Origin of the sequence: Mameliella sp. AT18 (assembly GCF_028807275.1) — a bacterium.
Taxonomy (GTDB): Bacteria; Pseudomonadota; Alphaproteobacteria; order Rhodobacterales; family Rhodobacteraceae; genus Antarctobacter; species Antarctobacter albus.
This window is the reverse complement of record NZ_JARAMO010000019.1, coordinates 1-15,792: the sequence shown is the minus strand read 5'-3', so window position 1 is coordinate 15,792 and position 15,792 is coordinate 1. Positions and strand designations below refer to the sequence as shown.

Annotated in this window: 15 protein-coding genes; 5 read left to right on the top strand and 10 right to left on the bottom strand. The window is 66.4% G+C overall.

Annotation, left to right across the window (positions count from 1 at the left end; genetic code table 11):
• From PVW46_RS02330 to PVW46_RS02305, 6 genes are all read right to left on the bottom strand, one after another.
• Positions 1-723, bottom strand: a 723-nt coding sequence (locus PVW46_RS02330; protein WP_274574414.1) for a DUF475 domain-containing protein, incomplete at its 3' end; no start/stop codon positions are given.
• Complete coding sequence (locus PVW46_RS02325; RefSeq protein WP_069210018.1) at positions 720-1,682, bottom strand: 2-hydroxyacid dehydrogenase; 963 nt, start codon at positions 1,680-1,682, stop codon at positions 720-722. The genes PVW46_RS02325 and PVW46_RS02330, both read right to left, overlap by 4 nt.
• Positions 1,682-3,307 (bottom strand): ABC transporter ATP-binding protein, encoded by a 1,626-nt coding sequence (locus tag PVW46_RS02320; protein ID WP_069210017.1) that lies wholly within the window; start codon positions 3,305-3,307, stop codon positions 1,682-1,684. Before PVW46_RS02320 ends, PVW46_RS02325 begins: the two co-directional genes overlap by 1 nt.
• Positions 3,304-4,224, bottom strand: coding sequence for an ABC transporter permease (locus PVW46_RS02315; RefSeq protein ID WP_069210016.1), 921 nt, complete (start codon positions 4,222-4,224; stop codon positions 3,304-3,306). Before PVW46_RS02315 ends, PVW46_RS02320 begins: the two co-directional genes overlap by 4 nt.
• A gap of 4 nt (positions 4,225-4,228) precedes the next feature.
• Positions 4,229-5,143 (bottom strand): ABC transporter permease, encoded by a 915-nt coding sequence (locus tag PVW46_RS02310; RefSeq protein WP_069210015.1) that lies wholly within the window; start codon positions 5,141-5,143, stop codon positions 4,229-4,231.
• A 60-nt stretch (positions 5,144-5,203) separates the two neighbouring features.
• Positions 5,204-6,709, bottom strand: a complete 1,506-nt coding sequence (locus tag PVW46_RS02305) for an ABC transporter substrate-binding protein (RefSeq protein WP_043143971.1) — start codon at positions 6,707-6,709, stop codon at positions 5,204-5,206.
• A 194-nt stretch (positions 6,710-6,903) separates the two neighbouring features.
• Here PVW46_RS02305 and PVW46_RS02300 point away from each other — a divergent pair, with 194 nt between their 5' ends.
• Entirely contained in the window at positions 6,904-7,815 is a 912-nt protein-coding gene (locus PVW46_RS02300; RefSeq protein ID WP_274574407.1) for a LysR family transcriptional regulator, read from the top strand.
• 8 nt (positions 7,816-7,823) lie between these two features.
• On the opposite strand, the gene PVW46_RS02295 is transcribed toward PVW46_RS02300, so the two are convergent.
• Positions 7,824-8,690: a DMT family transporter gene (locus PVW46_RS02295; protein ID WP_223306241.1), complete on the bottom strand. Its 867-nt coding sequence runs from the start codon at positions 8,688-8,690 to the stop codon at positions 7,824-7,826.
• Positions 8,691-8,970: 280 nt separating this feature from the next.
• Between PVW46_RS02295 and PVW46_RS02290 the strand changes: the two genes are divergently transcribed.
• Genes PVW46_RS02290 through PVW46_RS02275 form a run of 4 tightly spaced genes read left to right on the top strand, consistent with a single transcriptional unit; the run spans position 8,971 to position 13,096 of the window.
• The gene (locus tag PVW46_RS02290; RefSeq protein ID WP_069210013.1) at positions 8,971-10,116 is read left to right on the top strand and encodes a sialidase family protein; all 1,146 of its coding nucleotides are present in this window, start codon (positions 8,971-8,973) and stop codon (positions 10,114-10,116) included.
• Positions 10,117-11,064 carry a 4-hydroxythreonine-4-phosphate dehydrogenase PdxA gene (gene pdxA, locus PVW46_RS02285; RefSeq protein ID WP_043143980.1) on the top strand — a complete coding sequence of 316 codons (948 nt, stop codon included), beginning with the start codon at positions 10,117-10,119 and terminating at the stop codon, positions 11,062-11,064.
• Complete coding sequence (locus PVW46_RS02280; RefSeq protein WP_069210012.1) at positions 11,061-11,966, top strand: dihydrodipicolinate synthase family protein; 906 nt, start codon at positions 11,061-11,063, stop codon at positions 11,964-11,966. Before pdxA ends, PVW46_RS02280 begins: the two co-directional genes overlap by 4 nt.
• Before the next feature lie 11 nt (positions 11,967-11,977).
• Positions 11,978-13,096 carry an iron-containing alcohol dehydrogenase gene (locus tag PVW46_RS02275; RefSeq protein WP_069210011.1) on the top strand — a complete coding sequence of 373 codons (1,119 nt, stop codon included), beginning with the start codon at positions 11,978-11,980 and terminating at the stop codon, positions 13,094-13,096.
• A 4-nt stretch (positions 13,097-13,100) separates the two neighbouring features.
• Here the strand turns inward: PVW46_RS02275 and PVW46_RS02270 are convergent, their stop codons facing one another.
• The 3 genes from PVW46_RS02270 to PVW46_RS02260 form a co-directional block, all read right to left on the bottom strand.
• Positions 13,101-13,823, bottom strand: a complete 723-nt coding sequence (locus PVW46_RS02270; protein WP_043143987.1) for a FadR/GntR family transcriptional regulator — start codon at positions 13,821-13,823, stop codon at positions 13,101-13,103.
• A complete protein-coding gene (locus tag PVW46_RS02265) occupies positions 13,816-14,826 on the bottom strand; it encodes a four-carbon acid sugar kinase family protein (protein ID WP_069210010.1) in 1,011 nt (336 codons plus the stop codon). The genes PVW46_RS02270 and PVW46_RS02265 overlap by 8 nt, the downstream gene beginning before the upstream one ends.
• Positions 14,827-14,929: 103 nt before the next feature.
• Complete coding sequence (locus PVW46_RS02260) at positions 14,930-15,667, bottom strand: SDR family NAD(P)-dependent oxidoreductase (protein WP_043143991.1); 738 nt, start codon at positions 15,665-15,667, stop codon at positions 14,930-14,932.
• Positions 15,668-15,792: the final 125 nt, after the last annotated feature.

The following is a 15,792-nucleotide window of genomic DNA, read 5'->3' as shown; positions in this document are numbered from 1 at the left end:
CAGCACCTCGAGGTAGAGAAAGGCCCCGAGGCCCCCGGTCGCGGCGGTGCTGCGGCTTTGTTCGCTGGCATCCAGCACATGGCCCACCAGTTCCACGGCGAGAAAGGTCAGAAGCCCGCAGACCGAGGCAAAGAGGAACTCTGCCCCCTGGCCCGCCGGAAGGCTGACGGTGAATCCGACGGCGACGGCCAGCACCAGCGCCACCTCGATGCCGCGGATCTCGGACCAGTCGCGCAGGCGGCTTTCCAGCGCCTTGACCCAGTCGACCTCTTTTTCCTCGTCCATGAAATAGCTCAGCGCGACCATCATCAGGAAGGTGCCGCCGAAGGCGGAGATCGACAGATGCGCCCCTTCCATGATGCGCGCGTATTCCTGCGGCTCGCGCGCGGCGAGGATCAGTGCCTCGATCGGGCCGATGCGGGCGGCGATGACCACCACCAGCAGCGGAAAGACGATGCGCATCCCGAAGACGGCGATCAGGATGCCCCAGGTCAGGAAGCGGTGCTGCCATTCCGGCGTCATGTCCTTGAGCTTGTTGGCATTGACGATGGCATTGTCGAAGGACAGCGAGATTTCCAGCACCGCCAGCACCGCGCCGATCATCAGGAAGGACAGGGCGCCGCCCAGGTGGCCGGTGCTTTGCCAGCCCAGCCAGAAGGACAGGATCAGCCCGATCACGGTAAACCCGACCGGCCATTTGAAATAGGGCAGGAGGTCTTTCATGCGACGCTCTCGGGCAGGGTGTAGACCGGGTTCAGCAGCGGTTCACCGGCGAAATGCGCCCTGAGGTTGTCGACGACCGTCTGTGCCATCGCGTCCCGCGTTTCCACCGTGCCGCTGGCGTGGTGGGGGTAAAGCGTGACATTGGGCAGGGCGGTCAGCGCCGGGTCGGGGTTGGGTTCGTTTAGGTAGACGTCCAGCCCCGCGTTGCCCAGCGTGCCGGAGGTCAGCGCGGCGATCAGGTCGGCCTCGTTCACCACGGATCCACGCGCGACGTTGATCAGCGTGCCTTGCGGTCCCAGTGCCTCCAGCACCTCGGCATTGATCATCCCCTCTGTTTCCGGCCCGCCTGGGACGATGACGATCAGGATGTCGGCCCATCGGGCCAGCTCCGTCACCGTCTCGAAATAGGCATGATCGACGGGTTTGGGCCTGCGGCTGTGATAGCCCAGGCAGACCCGGAAAGGGGTCAGGCGGCTGGCGATCGCTTTGCCGATGGTGCCCAGCCCGGCGATGCCCACCTTCTTGCCCTTGAGCGCCGACAGAAGCGGGTACATCCCCTTGCGGCCCCAGTCGCCGGATTTGACATAGTCATGCGCGGCTACCAGGTCGCGGCGGCAGGCCAGCGTCAGCATCACGGCGGTATCGGCCACGTCGTCACAGAGCGCGTCGGAACTGTTGGTCAGGGCGATGCCTTTTTCACGCAGCGCCGCGTCGTCGATGGACTCGAACCCCGCCGAAGAGCAGCAGACGATTTCAAGGTTGGGCAGATGTTCAAGGTCGGCGCGGGTCAGCGCGGCATGGCCGTTGGTGACGATGCCCCGGCAGCGCGGACCGTGTTCCGCCAGGAAGCCCGCCTTGTCCTCGGCCTCGTCGAGCCGGTGCAGGGTATAGGCGGCCTCCAGCTGTTCCATCGCCCTGGGCCGGGCGGGGTAGAGAACCAGAACGTCTTCCTTGCTCATCACGAGGCCTCCTTCATTGCGTCCCGCGCCGCGCGCCGTTCGGCCTGTACCTCGGGGTCGGGGTGCAGCGAGGCGGCCATGAGGTTGCGGGTATATTTCATGCGCGGCGCGTCGAAGATCTGGGCCACGGGGCCCTGTTCGACGATCCGCCCGCCCTGCATCACCACCACCCGGTGCGCGAAATCGCGCACCAGCGGCAGGTCATGGGCGATGAAGAGATAGCTCAGCCCCAGCTCATCCTGGAGCCGGGTCAGCAGCTCGATCACCTGCGCCTGGATCGACACGTCGAGGGCGGAAACGGCCTCGTCGCAGACGATCAGTTTGGGTTCCAGCGCAAGCGCCCGGGCGATGGCGATCCGCTGCCGCTGTCCGCCCGAGAACTGGTGCGGGTAGCGAAACATGTGATCGGCGCTCAGCCCCACCTGTTCCAGGAGGTCGCGCACCCGTTCCTTCCACTGCGGTTTGGGCAGGATGTCGGGATGGATGGCCCAGGCCTCGGAGATGATCTGGTAGACCGACATGCGCGGGTTGAGCGATTGCGTCGGGTCCTGGAACACCATCTGGATGTCGCGGCGCATCTCGAAGAGGTCGCGCGCGGGCATGGTGACTAGGTCGCGGCCCTGCCAGAGCGCTTCGCCCATGCTGGCCTCTTCGAGACGCAAAAGGCATTTCGCCAGCGTCGACTTGCCCGAGCCGCTTTCGCCGACGATGGCCACCGTTTCGCCCGGCAGGACCGTCAGGCTGGCGTTGTCCAGAGCGGCGAAGGCGCCGTAGTGCTTGCTCAGCCCGTTGATCTCGAGGATCGGCGTGATGCCGGTGTCCAGCGGTGGGGCCATGTCGCCGCCGCCGGGCACGGCACCGATCAGCTTTTTCGTGTAGGGATGCGCAGGCGCGCGATAGACCTCTGCCGCGCTGCCCGTCTCGACGATCTGGCCCGAGTTCATGACCACCACGCGGTCGGCCACCTCGGCCACCACGCCAAGGTCATGGGTGATGAGCAGAAGGCCCATGCCGGTCTCGCGCTGCAATTCCTCCAGCAGGGCGAGGATCTGCGCCTGCACGGTCACGTCCAGCGCGGTGGTGGGTTCGTCCGCGATCAGGATGTCGGGTTTCAGCGCCAGCGCCATCGCGATCATCAGGCGTTGCCTTTGGCCGCCGGAAAACTGGTGCGGGTAGGCGTCGACCTTGTTGGCGAAATCCGGGATGCCGACCCGTTCCAGCAGTTCCAGGCACCGGGCGCGCGCCTTGTCGGCGGGCCAGCCGTGCGCCGTCATGATCTCTTCGATCTGGAAGCCGACGGTATAGACCGGGTTCAGGTGGCTCAGCGGGTCCTGAAAGATCATGGCGATGCGCTTGCCGTTCAGTTGGCGGCGCTCTTCGCCGGACTTCTTCAGCAGGTCGGCGCCCTCGAAGAGGATCTCGCCCGTGACGATCTCTCCCGGCGGGCAGTCGATCAGGTTCATGATCGCCGAGGCCGAGACGGATTTGCCCGAGCCGCTTTCGCCCAGGATGGCCAGGCATTCGCCGCGGTCGAGGTGCCAGCTGACATCGCGGACGGCATGGACGGTGCCCTGGGCGGTGTGGAAATCGACGGTGAGGTTTCGGACCTCCAGCAGGTGGCTCATTTCTTCTTCCTCGCGATTTCGAGCCGCCAGCGTTGCACCGGGTCCAGCGCGGTGCGCATCCAGTTCGACAGCAGGTTCAACGACAGGGTGGTGAGGATGATGGCAAGGCCGGGCATGAAGGACAGCCACCAGGCGTTGGTCAGGTAGGGGCGGCCCTGGGCGACCATCAGGCCCCAGGTGATCTCGGGCGGCTGGATGCCGATGCCGAGGAAGGAAAGGGACGACTCGGCCAGCATGACAAAGGCGAAATCCAGCGTCGCGATGGTCACCAGCGTCGGGAAGACGACGGGCAGGATGTGGCGAAAGACGATCCGCAGGGTCGAGGCGCCCATGACCTGGGCGGCCTGCACGAACATGCGTTCGCGGATCTCCAGCACCTCGGCGCGGGTGGTGCGCAGGTAGACGGGGATGCGGGTGATCGCCAGCACGATGATCAGGTTCGTGACCGAGGGCGACAGCATGTAGAGCACGATCACCGCCAAGAGCAGCGAGGGAAAGGACATGATCACGTCCGCCAGCCGCATGATGACCTGGCTGCCCAGTTTTGAGGTGTAGCCGGCGATCAGGCCCAGCCCGGTGCCGATGGCCATCGAAAACAGGACCGCGCCGGCGGCCACCATCATGGTGTTCTGCGCCGCGACGATGATCCGGGCCAGCAGCGGGCGGCCCAGGGCGTCGCCGCCCAGCCAGAATTTCCAGTCCTTCGAGAAGTCGAAGGGCGGCGCATTGCGGCCGCGCAGGTTGTTGCGCATGGCCTGATCTTCAAGGAACATCGGCCCGAAGATCGCGCAGAGCACGATGACCGTCAGGAAGACCGCGGCACAGAGCGCGAACTTGTCACGCCAGAGCATCTTGAGGATCGACAGCCAGGCGGGCGGGGTCTCGGGGATGGTCCCGGAGTTCTCGGAGACGGCCATTGGATCAGTACCGGATGCGTGGATCGAGCACCGCGTAGAGGATGTCGATCAGGATGTTCATGAGGAAGATGGCGACGGCGGTGACGAAGATCGCCGCCAGCACCACGGTGAAATCGCGCTGCAGGATCGAGTCGATCATCAGCTTGCCGACGCCGGGAAAGCCAAAGACCGTCTCGACCACCACGGCGCCGTTCAAGAGCGCCGCCGCCTGGTCGCCGATGACGGTGATGACCGGCAGCATGGCGTTGCGCAGCGCGTGGACAAAGATGATCGGGCGGTTCCTGACGCCCTTGGCGCGGGCGGTCTTGACGTAGGCCGAGCTGAGCGCGGTGATCATCGAGCCGCGCACGATCTGCAGGATCAGGCCAAAGGGGCGGATGAACAGGACCGAGATCGGCAGGATCCAGTGCCAGACCGATCCGGTGCCCGAGGTCGGCACCCAGCCCAGGTTGACCGAGAAGATGACGATGGCGACGATGGCGATCCAGAAATCCGGGGCGCTGGCGCCGATCAGGGAAAAGAAGGTGGCGATGCGGTCGAAGAGGCCGCCGACCTTGAAGGCGGCAAGACTGCCCAGGACGATGGCCGCGGCGGTGACAAGCGCCATCGTGATCACCGCCAGTTGCAGCGTCCAGACAAAGGCGCGCAGGACCGCGTCCAGCGCCGGTTCCGATCGGCGGATCGACTCTCCGAAATCGAGGCGGACGAGATCGCCGACATAGCGGCCGAACTGGACGATCAGCGGATCGTTGAGCCCGTGCAGCTCGCGGAACTGTTCGCGCGATTCAAGCGAGGCATCGACCGGCAGGTAGAGCGTGGTCGGATCGCCGGTCAGGCGCGACAGGAAGAAGACCAGGACGATCAAGGCGACAAGCGAGATGGCGCTGGCAATGGCGCGTTGTCCGAGAAAGCTTTTCATGGGAGGTGGCCTTGATGCTGTGCCGGGGGCAGGGGACCCGCCCCCGGCGTTGCGGGAACCTTACTTGAAGGCGATCTGCGACAGCTGAAGTTCGCTGTTCGTCTTGATGGTGGGGGCAAAGTCCAGGCGCGGGTTCACGCGGGAAAAGCCGACCATGTGGAACAGCAGCACGTCGGTGACGGCCTCGCCGTGGATATAGGCAAAAAGCTCGCTCCACAGCTGTTCGCGCTTGTCGCCGGTTGCGGCGGTTGCGGCGGCGATCATGTCGTCGATCGTGGCGTCGGTGGTGCCGGACTGCAGGCCGTCCGAATGGTACTTGAAGTACATCGAGAAGACCGGGTCGCCGTTGGCGTTGTCATGCATCGCCTGCACCATCGTAGGGCCGCGATCCTCGGCGAAGGGCTTGGAGTAGAAGTTCTCCCACTCGGCCACCTCGTACATCTGCAGCTCCATGTTGAAGCCCGCATCCTGGAACATCTGGAGCATCGCCTCCATCGTCTCCAGCACGTTGCCGAAGTTGTTGGTCCGCCCGATCAGGGTGATGGTCTGGTCGACCGGCACGCCGTCGGCCTTGGCCTCTGCCAGCAGGGCCTTGGCCTTGTCCGGGTCATAGGCATAGGGCGTCAGGTCGTGGTTGTAGCCAATGGTCGAGGGCGGTGTCATGCCCGTGGCCAAGAGGGTGCCATCGGCGAGGATCGTGCCGATGAATGCCTCGCGGTCGACGGCATGGTTCAGCGCCTGGCGCACCCGCACGTCGTTCAGGGGAGCGGTCATGTTGTCGACCCGCAGGTAGACGGTTTCCGAGTTCGGATAGGAATAGTCCATGTCCGGATCGGTGGCGTCCTGCAGGGCGATGTTCGGCGCGATGTCGGCCTCGCCGGTCTTGACCATCGCGGCGCGCACGGCGCTGTCCGAGCGGAAGACATAGGTGGCGCTTCGCACCGCCGGGGCGTCGCCCCAGTAGTCGTCGCGCACGCTCAGCTTGATGTTCTGGCCGACGTTGTATTCGTCGAAGGTATAGGGCCCGGTGCCGATGGGCGTGTCGACGAAGCTGTCCATCGGGGTTTCCGAGGGCACCACCGTCATAGTCGACATCAGCAGCGGCAGGATCGGCTGGGCCGGGTCCGCGGTGATGTCGATGGTGTGTTCGTCGACGATCTCGGTGGTGATCTCCATGCCGCCAAAGAACTTGGCGCCGATCTCGCAGACGATGGCGTCGCCGGTGGTCCGCGCGATGGAATGGGCCACGTCTTCGGCGCCGAATGTGGTGCCATCCGAGAAGGTCACGCCCTCACGCAGGGCAAAACGCCAGGTGCCGCCGCCCATGTCCTCCCAGCTGGTGGCCAGGCGCGGTTGCAGGCCCTCGCCCGGAACCAGCTCGGTCACGGTTTCAGAGATGTTCTGCTGGATGACGCGGCCGATGTTGGACCGCGAGGTCATGCAGGGTTCGACAACGTCCAGTTCCTCGGACAGGACGATGGTGACGGAATTGTCCTGCGCCAGCGCCGAACCGGCGATGGTTGATGCAAGAAGCGCCGCGCTGATGCGGCCGAACTTGTGGGTCATGGTTCTCCTCCCTATTCCCCGAATACCGGCACCCCTGACGGGCGCCTCTTTTCCGACCCGGTTCACTGCCGGGATCGGTATTTCGTTCAGGGTACGCCTCTGCGCCCCGATGTATATTCCAATCTTGAATTGATATGATCCACAAATTGGATCACTGTATGGCAACACGCTGCAAGGCTGCAGGAGGCGTCGTCTTGGCCAGGGCCGGTTTCGATCTTTACCAGTTGCGCTGTTTCGTGGCGGTGGCCGAAGAGCTGAATTTTCGCCGCGCGGCAGAGCGTTTGAACATCACCCAGCCGCCCTTGTCGCGGCAGATCCAGTTGCTGGAACACGCGCTGGGCGAACAGCTGTTCGAGCGGTCCAACCGCGCGGTGCGCCTGACCCCGGCGGGGGACAGCCTGCTGGCCAGTGCCGGTGACATCCTGCAGCGGGCCGAACACGCGGCGCTGATGGTGCGTCAGGCCGCGCGGGGCGAGGCGGGGGACGTGGCGCTGGGCTTTGTGCCCTCGGCGGCCATCGACTTTGTGCCCCGCCTGGTCTCCGAGGTGCGCCGGACCCTGCCGCATGTCACGGTCAAGCCGATCGAGATGATGAGCTACGAGATCAACCAGGCGCTGCTGTCCGGGCGGCTGGACCTGGGGCTGACGCGGACCGCGCGCCGCCATGCCGAGATCGAGAGCACGCTGGTGGTCAGCGAGCCCTTCGTGCTGGCGATTCCGGCCGATCATCCGCTGGCCCGCAAGGCGCAGCCCGGTCTGGGCGATCTCGACGGGCTGCCCTTCGTCGGCTATTCCGCCGACCGCGGCGGGTTCCTGCGCGAGATGCTGGGCGCGGCTTTGGCGACCGAAGGGGTGACGCCCACGACCGTGCTGGAGGTCAGCCAGACGATTTCCGTGCTGGCGCTGGTCAACCGGGGGCTGGGGCTGGCACTGGTGCCCAAGTCGGCGCAGACGGTGCAGATGGCCAACCTGGCTTACCGCGAGATCGTGACACCGGACCAGCTGCGCTCGACCCTTTATCTGACTGCCGGGCCGAAGCGGCTGGAAACGCCGCTGTATCACCGGCTGAAAGCGGCGACGCTGCGGTCTCTGGAGCCGTTTCGCTGAGACGCTGCTCATAGGACGGGCCGCCGGCGCGCGCTTTGCGCCATCAGGATGGTGGCGACGAAGATCACCAGTGCCCCGATCCAGGTGGACATGGCCACCACCTGCCCGAAGAACAGGTAGCCCAGTGCCGCCACGAAGGGCAGGCGCAGGAAATCCACCGGCCCGATCAAGGAGGCCTCGGCGTAGTAGAAGGCGCGGGTGACGCAGGTCATGGCCAGCGCCCCCAGCACACCCTGCACCGCCAGCAGCCCCCATTGCGCCAGTGTCGGGTTGGACCAGACGAAGGCGGCGGGAATGGCGGCGACGGGTACGGTGGCGATCAGGTTCCAGGCGACCAGCGTTTCCGTCGAATCGCGGGCGGACATGGGTTTGAGGATCAGCTGGATCAGCGCCGTCAGCAGGGCGCCCAGCAGCGCGAATTGCAGCCCCAGGGAGATGCCCGTGTCGCTGCCCGGGTTCAGCACGATCAGCACCCCGGCGAATCCCACCGCCACCGCGGCGATCCGCAGCGCGCGGGGCCGTTCCGACAGGAACAGCCAGGCCCCGATGGTGACAAAGATCGGCGCGGTAAAGGCGATGGCGGTCACGATCGCCAGCGGCGCTGTGGCGAAGGCCACGAAATAGGCCAGCAGCGAGGCCAGTTTCAGCGCCGCGCGCAGGAAGTGCCGGAAATGATAGTTGGATTTCAGCATCCCGGGCCGTGACAGAATCCACGGAAGGACCACCAGCAAGCCAAAGAGCGAGCGTGTGAATCCCATGACGAAGGGATGCACCTCTGGGCTGAGTTGCCGTACGAGCACCGCGTCCACGGCCCCCAGCGCCGAGGCCAGCATCATGAGGCTGACACCCAGCAGCTCTTTCTGATCGCTTCTCAACCCCCACCGGCCTCCTCCTGCCAGGCTTGGCAGCGGGCGACGGATGGGCCGCCCGGCTGATGGCGCTGACTGTCACAGCGTTGCCTTGAATTGTCAAATTATTTCGAGAGAGGAGGTGGATTGAGAAATTTTCACTCAGAAAGGGCGTTTAAAAACAATGTTTTGTGTAATGCGTTCCCGGATTTCTGCGCTGCGTGAGTGCCTCATTCAACTTGACAACTTTGGAAAATTGGCTGAACTCTTGCGCCTATCGAGGCCCCGGAGAAAGGACGGCGAGATCATGCAAGCCACGCCCACCCCGCAGGAAATCGCCTCTGGCATGGACGGGCTCCTTCGGCCCGATTCGGCTGGTGGGGCGCAGGCGCTCCTGCCCTCACCCTGTGTCCAGAATCACGCCGCGTTCCTGTCGCTGGGGGATGACGGTCTGTCCTGCCTCTGGTTTGGCGGATCGCTGGAAGGGAAATCGGATATTTCGATCTGGCGGTCGCTGCTGCGTGACGGGACATGGAGCGCGGCGGAGAGATTGACCGACGATCCCGACCGGTCCGAGCAGAACCCGGTGCAGTTCGACGCGCCGGACGGGCGGCGGCTGATCCTGCACACGGCGCAGCCCGGCGGAAACCAGGATCAATGCGTCGTGCGGATGCGCGAGGAGGGCGGCGCGCCACGCGACCTGTCGCTGCCGCGCGGCACCTTCATCCGCGCGCCCATCGTGGTGCGCGGGGACGGCGCCTGGCTGATGGGACTGTTCCGCTGTGTCTCGCGCCCCGGCGAACGCTGGACGGGCAGCCATGACACTGCCGCCTTGGCGATCAGCGAGGACGCGGGCGAGACATGGCGCGTGGTGGATGTGCCCGGCTCGATGGGGTGTGTGCACATGACGCCGGTGGTGCTGGGGCCGGATCACCTGGCCGCCTTCTTTCGCCGGCGCCAGTCGGATCACGTCTATCGCACCGAGAGCCGGGATGGCGGCGAAAGCTGGAGCGCGCCTGTCGCCACGGATGTGCCGAACAACAATTCCTCGATCTCTGTCATCCGGCTGGCGGACGGGCGGCTGGCGATGGCCTGCAACCCGGTCAACGCCGAGATGTATCCCGAGGCGCGGCGCGAGTCGCTCTATGACGAACTCGGCGGGGGCGATGACCGGCCCAACGCGGCGGGCGGCTGCAATCCGATCTGGGGGGTGCCGCGTGCACCCATGGTCGTTGCCCTGTCCAGCGATGGCGGGTTGACCTTCCCCGACCGGCGCGTGGTCGAAGAGGGGCCGGGCGCCTGCCTGTCCAACAATTCCATAGACGGCGAGAACAGCGAGATGTCCTATCCCGCGCTGCTGCAGGACGCGGACGGCACGCTGCATCTCGCCTATACATACCACCGGCGCGCGATCAAATACGTGCGGCTGGGCACAGACTGGCTGGAGGGCTGAATGATCGGCATCACGATGGGCGACCCGGCGGGGGTGGGCCCGGAAATCATCCTCAAGGCGGTGGCGGCCATGTCGCCCGAGGAGCGGGCGCAGACCCGGATATTCGGCTGCCTGACCACGCTGCGCGCGGCAGAGGAGGCCGTCCATTCCGGCCTTGACCTGGATAGCGACGTGGCCGTGACGGACATCCCCGTCGAAGGCGCGCCGCTGCCCTGGGGGCAGGCGGATGCGCGCGGCGGCGATGCGGCCTTCCGCTTCATGCAGGCGGCGGTGGCGGCGGCGCTGACGGATGAGATCGGCTGCATCGTGACCGCACCGCTGAACAAGGCGGCGCTGAACGCGGCGGGGCATCACTATGATGGGCATACGGGCATGCTGGCGCATCTGACCGACACGCCGAAGGCCTGGATGATCCTGGCCTCCGAGCGGCTGAAGGTGGTGCACAACTCGACCCATGTGTCCCTGCGCGACGCCATCGACCGCGCAACGCCCGAGGCGCTGCTGGAGACGATCCGGGTGGGCAACGCGCATCTCAAGCGGTTGGGCTATGACGCGCCGCGTATCGCCGTGGCGGGGATCAACCCGCATTGTGGCGAAGGCGGACTTTTCGGGACAGAGGACGACACGCAGGTCGTTCCGGCGGTCAAGGCGGCGCAGGCCGAGGGCATCGACGTTGCCGGCCCGGTGCCCGCTGATACGCTGTTCCACCGCGCCTACAGTGGCGAGTTCGATTTGGTCGTCGCGCAGTATCATGACCAGGGGCATATCCCGGTCAAGCTGGTGGCCTTCGACACGGCAGTGAACGTCTCGCTGGGCCTGCCCATCGACCGGACCTCGGTTGATCACGGCACCGCCTTCGACATCGCGGGAAAGGGCATCGCGAGCCATGAAAACCTTGAAAAGGCCATCGCTTACGCGCGCAAGCTGGCCGCGGGGAGGGGACAATGACCCATGCCATAGAGGGGGTGCATTGCGCCGCCGCCACGCCTGTCACGGCCGAGGGGCAGCCGAACCTACGGCTTTTTGCCGAGCACTGCCGGTTGCTGCTGGAAGAGGGCTGTCACGGCATCGCCATGCTGGGCACCACGGGCGAGGCGAACAGTTTCGGCATCGCGGACCGCATGGCGCTGGTCGAGGCGGCGGTCGACCATGGCGTGCCCGCCGGGGCGCTGTTGCCCGGCACGTCCTCGCCCTCGGTCGCGGACACGATCACGCTGACGCGGCACGCGGTGGAGGCGGGCTGCAAGGGCGTCGTCCTGCTGCCGCCCTACTACTACAAGGGGGTCAGCGACGAGGGGCTGTTCCGTTTCTATGCCCGGGTGATCGAAGGCATCGGTTCGGACGCTTTGCGGGTGGTGCTCTACCACATCCCGCAGGTGACGCAGGTGCCGCTGGGGCATGAGTTGATCGCGCGGCTGATGGATAGCTTTCCGGGGATCGTCTGCGGGATCAAGGACAGTTCCGGCGACATGGACAACATGACAGAGCTGTGCCGCCGCTTTCCCGATCTCGGTGTTCTGGCGGGCGCGGACCCGTTGATGCTGCCCCTGCTCAAGGTCGGCGGCGCGGGCTGCATCACCGCCACGTCGAACCTGCGCGCGGACGCGCTGCGCGTGGTCTGGGAGGGGTGGAACGATCCGGCGAAGTCCGAGGAGGTCGCCGCCGCGCAGGATCGGATCGACGACTGGCGCGGGCTGACCAATGCCTATGTGCAACTGCCCACGGTCAAGGCCATGCTGGCGCGCTCGCGCGATGACCTGGGCTGGCTGAACCTGATGCCGCCCCTCGTGGAACTGGGCGAGGCAGAGCGGCGGGCGGTCTGGCTCAAGATGGAACAACTGGGCGGCTGAGGGAGGCACTCATGGAACTTTCACGCGCAATCACCCTGCATCTGCCCAAACGCTTCGAGGTGGGGCAGGGCACGGCGGCCCGGCTGGGCGCCTGGGCCGGAGAGGTCCGCACGCTTGTCATCGCGCAGCCTGTGACTGCCGGTATGGTGGACAGGCTGGACCTGGCGGGCGCTGTGCAGGTTTTCGACGGGGTGCAGCCCGAACCCAAGGATACGGACCTGGACGCGGCGCTGGTGGTGGCGCGCGACTTCCGGCCTGACCTCGTGGTGGGGTTGGGCGGCGGATCGGTCATGGACGTGGCCAAGCTGGTGGCGGCGCTTTGGAATTCCGACCAGGGGCTGACTGAGGTGGCCGGGCCGAACAAGGTGGCGCAAAAGTGCTCGCTGCTGGCGCAGGTGGCGACGACTGCCGGGACCGGGTCCGAGGGCGGTATCCGCGCGCTTGTGACCTCGACAGGGACGGGCATGAAGGTGGCGGTCGAAAGCCCGCACATGGCCGCCGACATCGCCATCCTGGACCCCGACCTGACGATGACAGTGCCGCCTGCGGTGACCGCCGCGACCGGCGTCGATGCGCTGGCCCATTGCGTCGAGGCCTTTACCAACATCAACGCCCATCCGCTGATCGACGATTACGCCCGCATGGGTATCCGGCTGGCCGGGCAGTTCCTGCGCCGGGCGGTGACGGATGGCACCGACGCCGAGGCGCGGGCCGGGATGCTGCTGTCGTCCTTTTACGGCGGGCTCTGCCTCGGGCCGGTCAACACCGCTGCGGGACATGCGCTGGCCTATCCGCTGGGCACACGGGCGGGGATTCCGCATGGGCTGTCGGTGGCCTTGCTCTTTGCCGATGTGCTGGCCTTCAACGCGCCCGCCGTGCCGGGCAAGACGGGTGAGGTGCTGGCCGCGCTGGGCCTGCCCGCGTCGGATGACCCGGCGCAGATCCGGGCCAGTGTCGCGGGCTATTGTGCGGACCTGGGGATCGAGATGTCGATGCAGGCCAATGGCGCCAAGGAAAGCGACCTGCGCGCCTGGGCCGAAGAGGCCCACGGCATCCGCCGCCTGATGGACAACAACCCGCGGGACATGAGCGTCGACGAGGTCGAAGCCATCTATCGCGCGGCTTTCTGAGCCCTCAACCAGCCTCACCGCGATGCGGGCGGCCGGTGAACAGCCGGTCGCGTGAGCCTTGCAGGTGGGTGCGCATCAGGGTGCGGGCCTCTTCGGCGCGGCGGTCGCGGATCGCCTCGTAGATTTCCCGGTGCTCGGCATAGACAGCGGCCAGACCGTTGTTCGACGCCTTGAGCGAGATGCCGTGGAACTGCATCCCCACGGCGATATGTTCCTCCAGCGCTTCCATCGCGGTGGCGAAATACTGGTTGCCGCTGGCGCGTGCTATGGCGCAGTGAAAGGCGAAATCCGCGTCCTCGCGGTGGCGCGACTGTTCGGTGGCGTCGCGCATCAGTTTCAGCGCGGCCTCGATCGCCGCCAGCCCGGCGGCATCGTGGCGCTCTGCGGCGCTGGCGGCGGCCTCGGGCTCCAGCGTCAGGCGGAATTCGTAGCAGCGTTCCAGGTCGGCGATGCTTTGCAGGTTGCCGAAACCCAGCGGTTCGCGCAGGCCGGACTGGCGCACGAAGCTGCCCGCCCCGCGGCGGGAATAGATGAATCCCTGTTCGCGCAGCTTGCGCAGCGCCTCGCGGATCGTGGGGCGCGACACCTGGAATTCGGCGGCGAGGTCGTTTTCCGTCGGCAGACGCTCGTTCTCGCCATAGGCGCCGGACTTGATCGAACGCACGAGCTTGTCAAAAACGTCCTCGGACAGGCTCTTGCGCTTGGTGCGGGTGGTCTTGTCAGCCATGCGCCCGCGCTCCTTCGGTCATGGCGGCAAGGCGCAGGAACGTGTCGGGGGTGCCGAAACCGCCGGACTTGGTCACGATGCTGCGGGGACCGACCCGGCAGCAGGGCAGGCCGGGCAGGATCTCGCCCGCCACGGTCATGACGTCGATGCCCATTGCATCCAGCGCCGCCTCGGCGGTGGCGCCGCCGGTGATGACCACCGTGCCCGCCCGGTCGAGCCAGGGCGCGAGGCCGCCGGCAAAACGCTGGGCGGCTTGTGCGGGCGGCGTTTCGGGGCCGTCCGTCATCTGGATCAGCGTCACCGGCGCAGCGTTGTTCGGGGGCGGCGGAACGACCCCGGCGGGCGCCGTGACATGCACAAGGTCGGGCCGCGCGGCGCGCAGGGCGGCGACCTGTTCCAGCGTGATCGGATCGGTAGAGCCGACGGCGATGGTCAGCGGGCCGTCCAGGTGCGGAACGGGCGCAGGCGCCTGATCCCCGCGCAGCGCCAGCGCGAGGCCGCGCGCACCGACAAGGACCGTGCCCGGGGCTGCGGCGGCAAGGGCGGCGCGCATGTTATCTGCCGTGAGGGTGTCGGGGATCGTGGCGGGCCGTCCGCCAAGGGCGGCGGCCACGTCGATAGGGGTGTCCACGCCAAAGCCGCTGACCTGGCCCGCGCGCACGATGCGCCCGAAATCGGGGATCGCCGGGGCCACCAGCAGCGGGCGGTCCGGAAGGGCCGAAAGCTCTGCCGCGATGTTGCCCTTGAGCCGCGAATCCACCTTCTTGAACAGGCGGATACCCCCGGGCAGCGAGGCCAGCACCCGGGCCACCCTTGCGCGCGCCTGCTCTGCCGGGATCTCGCGGGAGCGGGTCGAAACGGCGAGGATATCGTGCGGATGTTCCAGCGCCCGATCCAGCGCCGCGACGCTGGTGGCGACAACGACCCGCGCAGGCCCGGCCAGCGGCGCCGCGCTGTCGAGCGCGCCGGTCAGGTCGTCGGCGATGATGGTGGTGTCCTGCATCTGCTACGGGCCAGGTAAATTTGTCTGATCATCTTACGATTTTGTTTTTAGGTCAAGGCCTTGTTGTCTTGAATGTGTAAGGTTGTCAGGCAGCTGTCCCGGCTCAGTTCATGTAGGTTCCGCCATTGGCGTTGATCGTCTCTCCGGTGATGAAGCCCGAGGCATCGGAGGCGAGAAAGGCGACGATCTCGGCGATCTCTTCGGGTGTGCCCAGGCGGCCCAGCGGCACCCGCGCCGTGACGGTCTTGCGGTACTCCGCACTCCACTGGTCGGACATATCGGTTTCAACCGGACCGGGGCAGACCGCGTTCACCCGGATGCCATTCGGCGCCATTTCCTGCGCCAGGTGCATGGTCAGGTAATTGACCGCCGCCTTGGAGGCCCCATAGGCCGGGGCGGCGTTGCGATGTGGCGTCTTGGCGGTGGTCGAACTGACGTTGACGATGCTGCCGCGCCCCTGTGCGATCATCGTCGGCAGGACCGCGCGGCAGAAATGCAGCGTTCCGTTCAGGTTCACGTCCATGACCCGCTGCCAGTCGTCCAGCGGCATTTCCAGCGTGGAGGACCGGGTGTTGATCCCGGCGTTGTTCACCAGCACGTCGATCCGTCCGAACCGTGCCAAAGTGGCTTCGACGGCGCGGCTCGCCGTTTTTGGGTCAGCCACGTCTCCGGCAAGGATCGCTGCCTGTGCGCCGTTTGCGGTGACCTCCTGGGCTAGCTCTTCCAGCTTGGCGGTATCGGTGCCATGTAACAGAACATTCATGCCTGCCCGGGCCAGTCTCAGGGCAGAGGCCCGCCCGATGCCCCGGCTGGCGCCGGTGATGAGTGCCACGTCTGTCATGGCCTGCCTCCCCAGCCGTGCCGATCACCGGAGCGTATCGGCCCGGTGACCGGGGGCAAGGCCCAAAGCCCGCGCGGCGCCTGTGGCGCGCGGGTTGGGGTATTTTTGCCAAGAAGAAGCCCGGG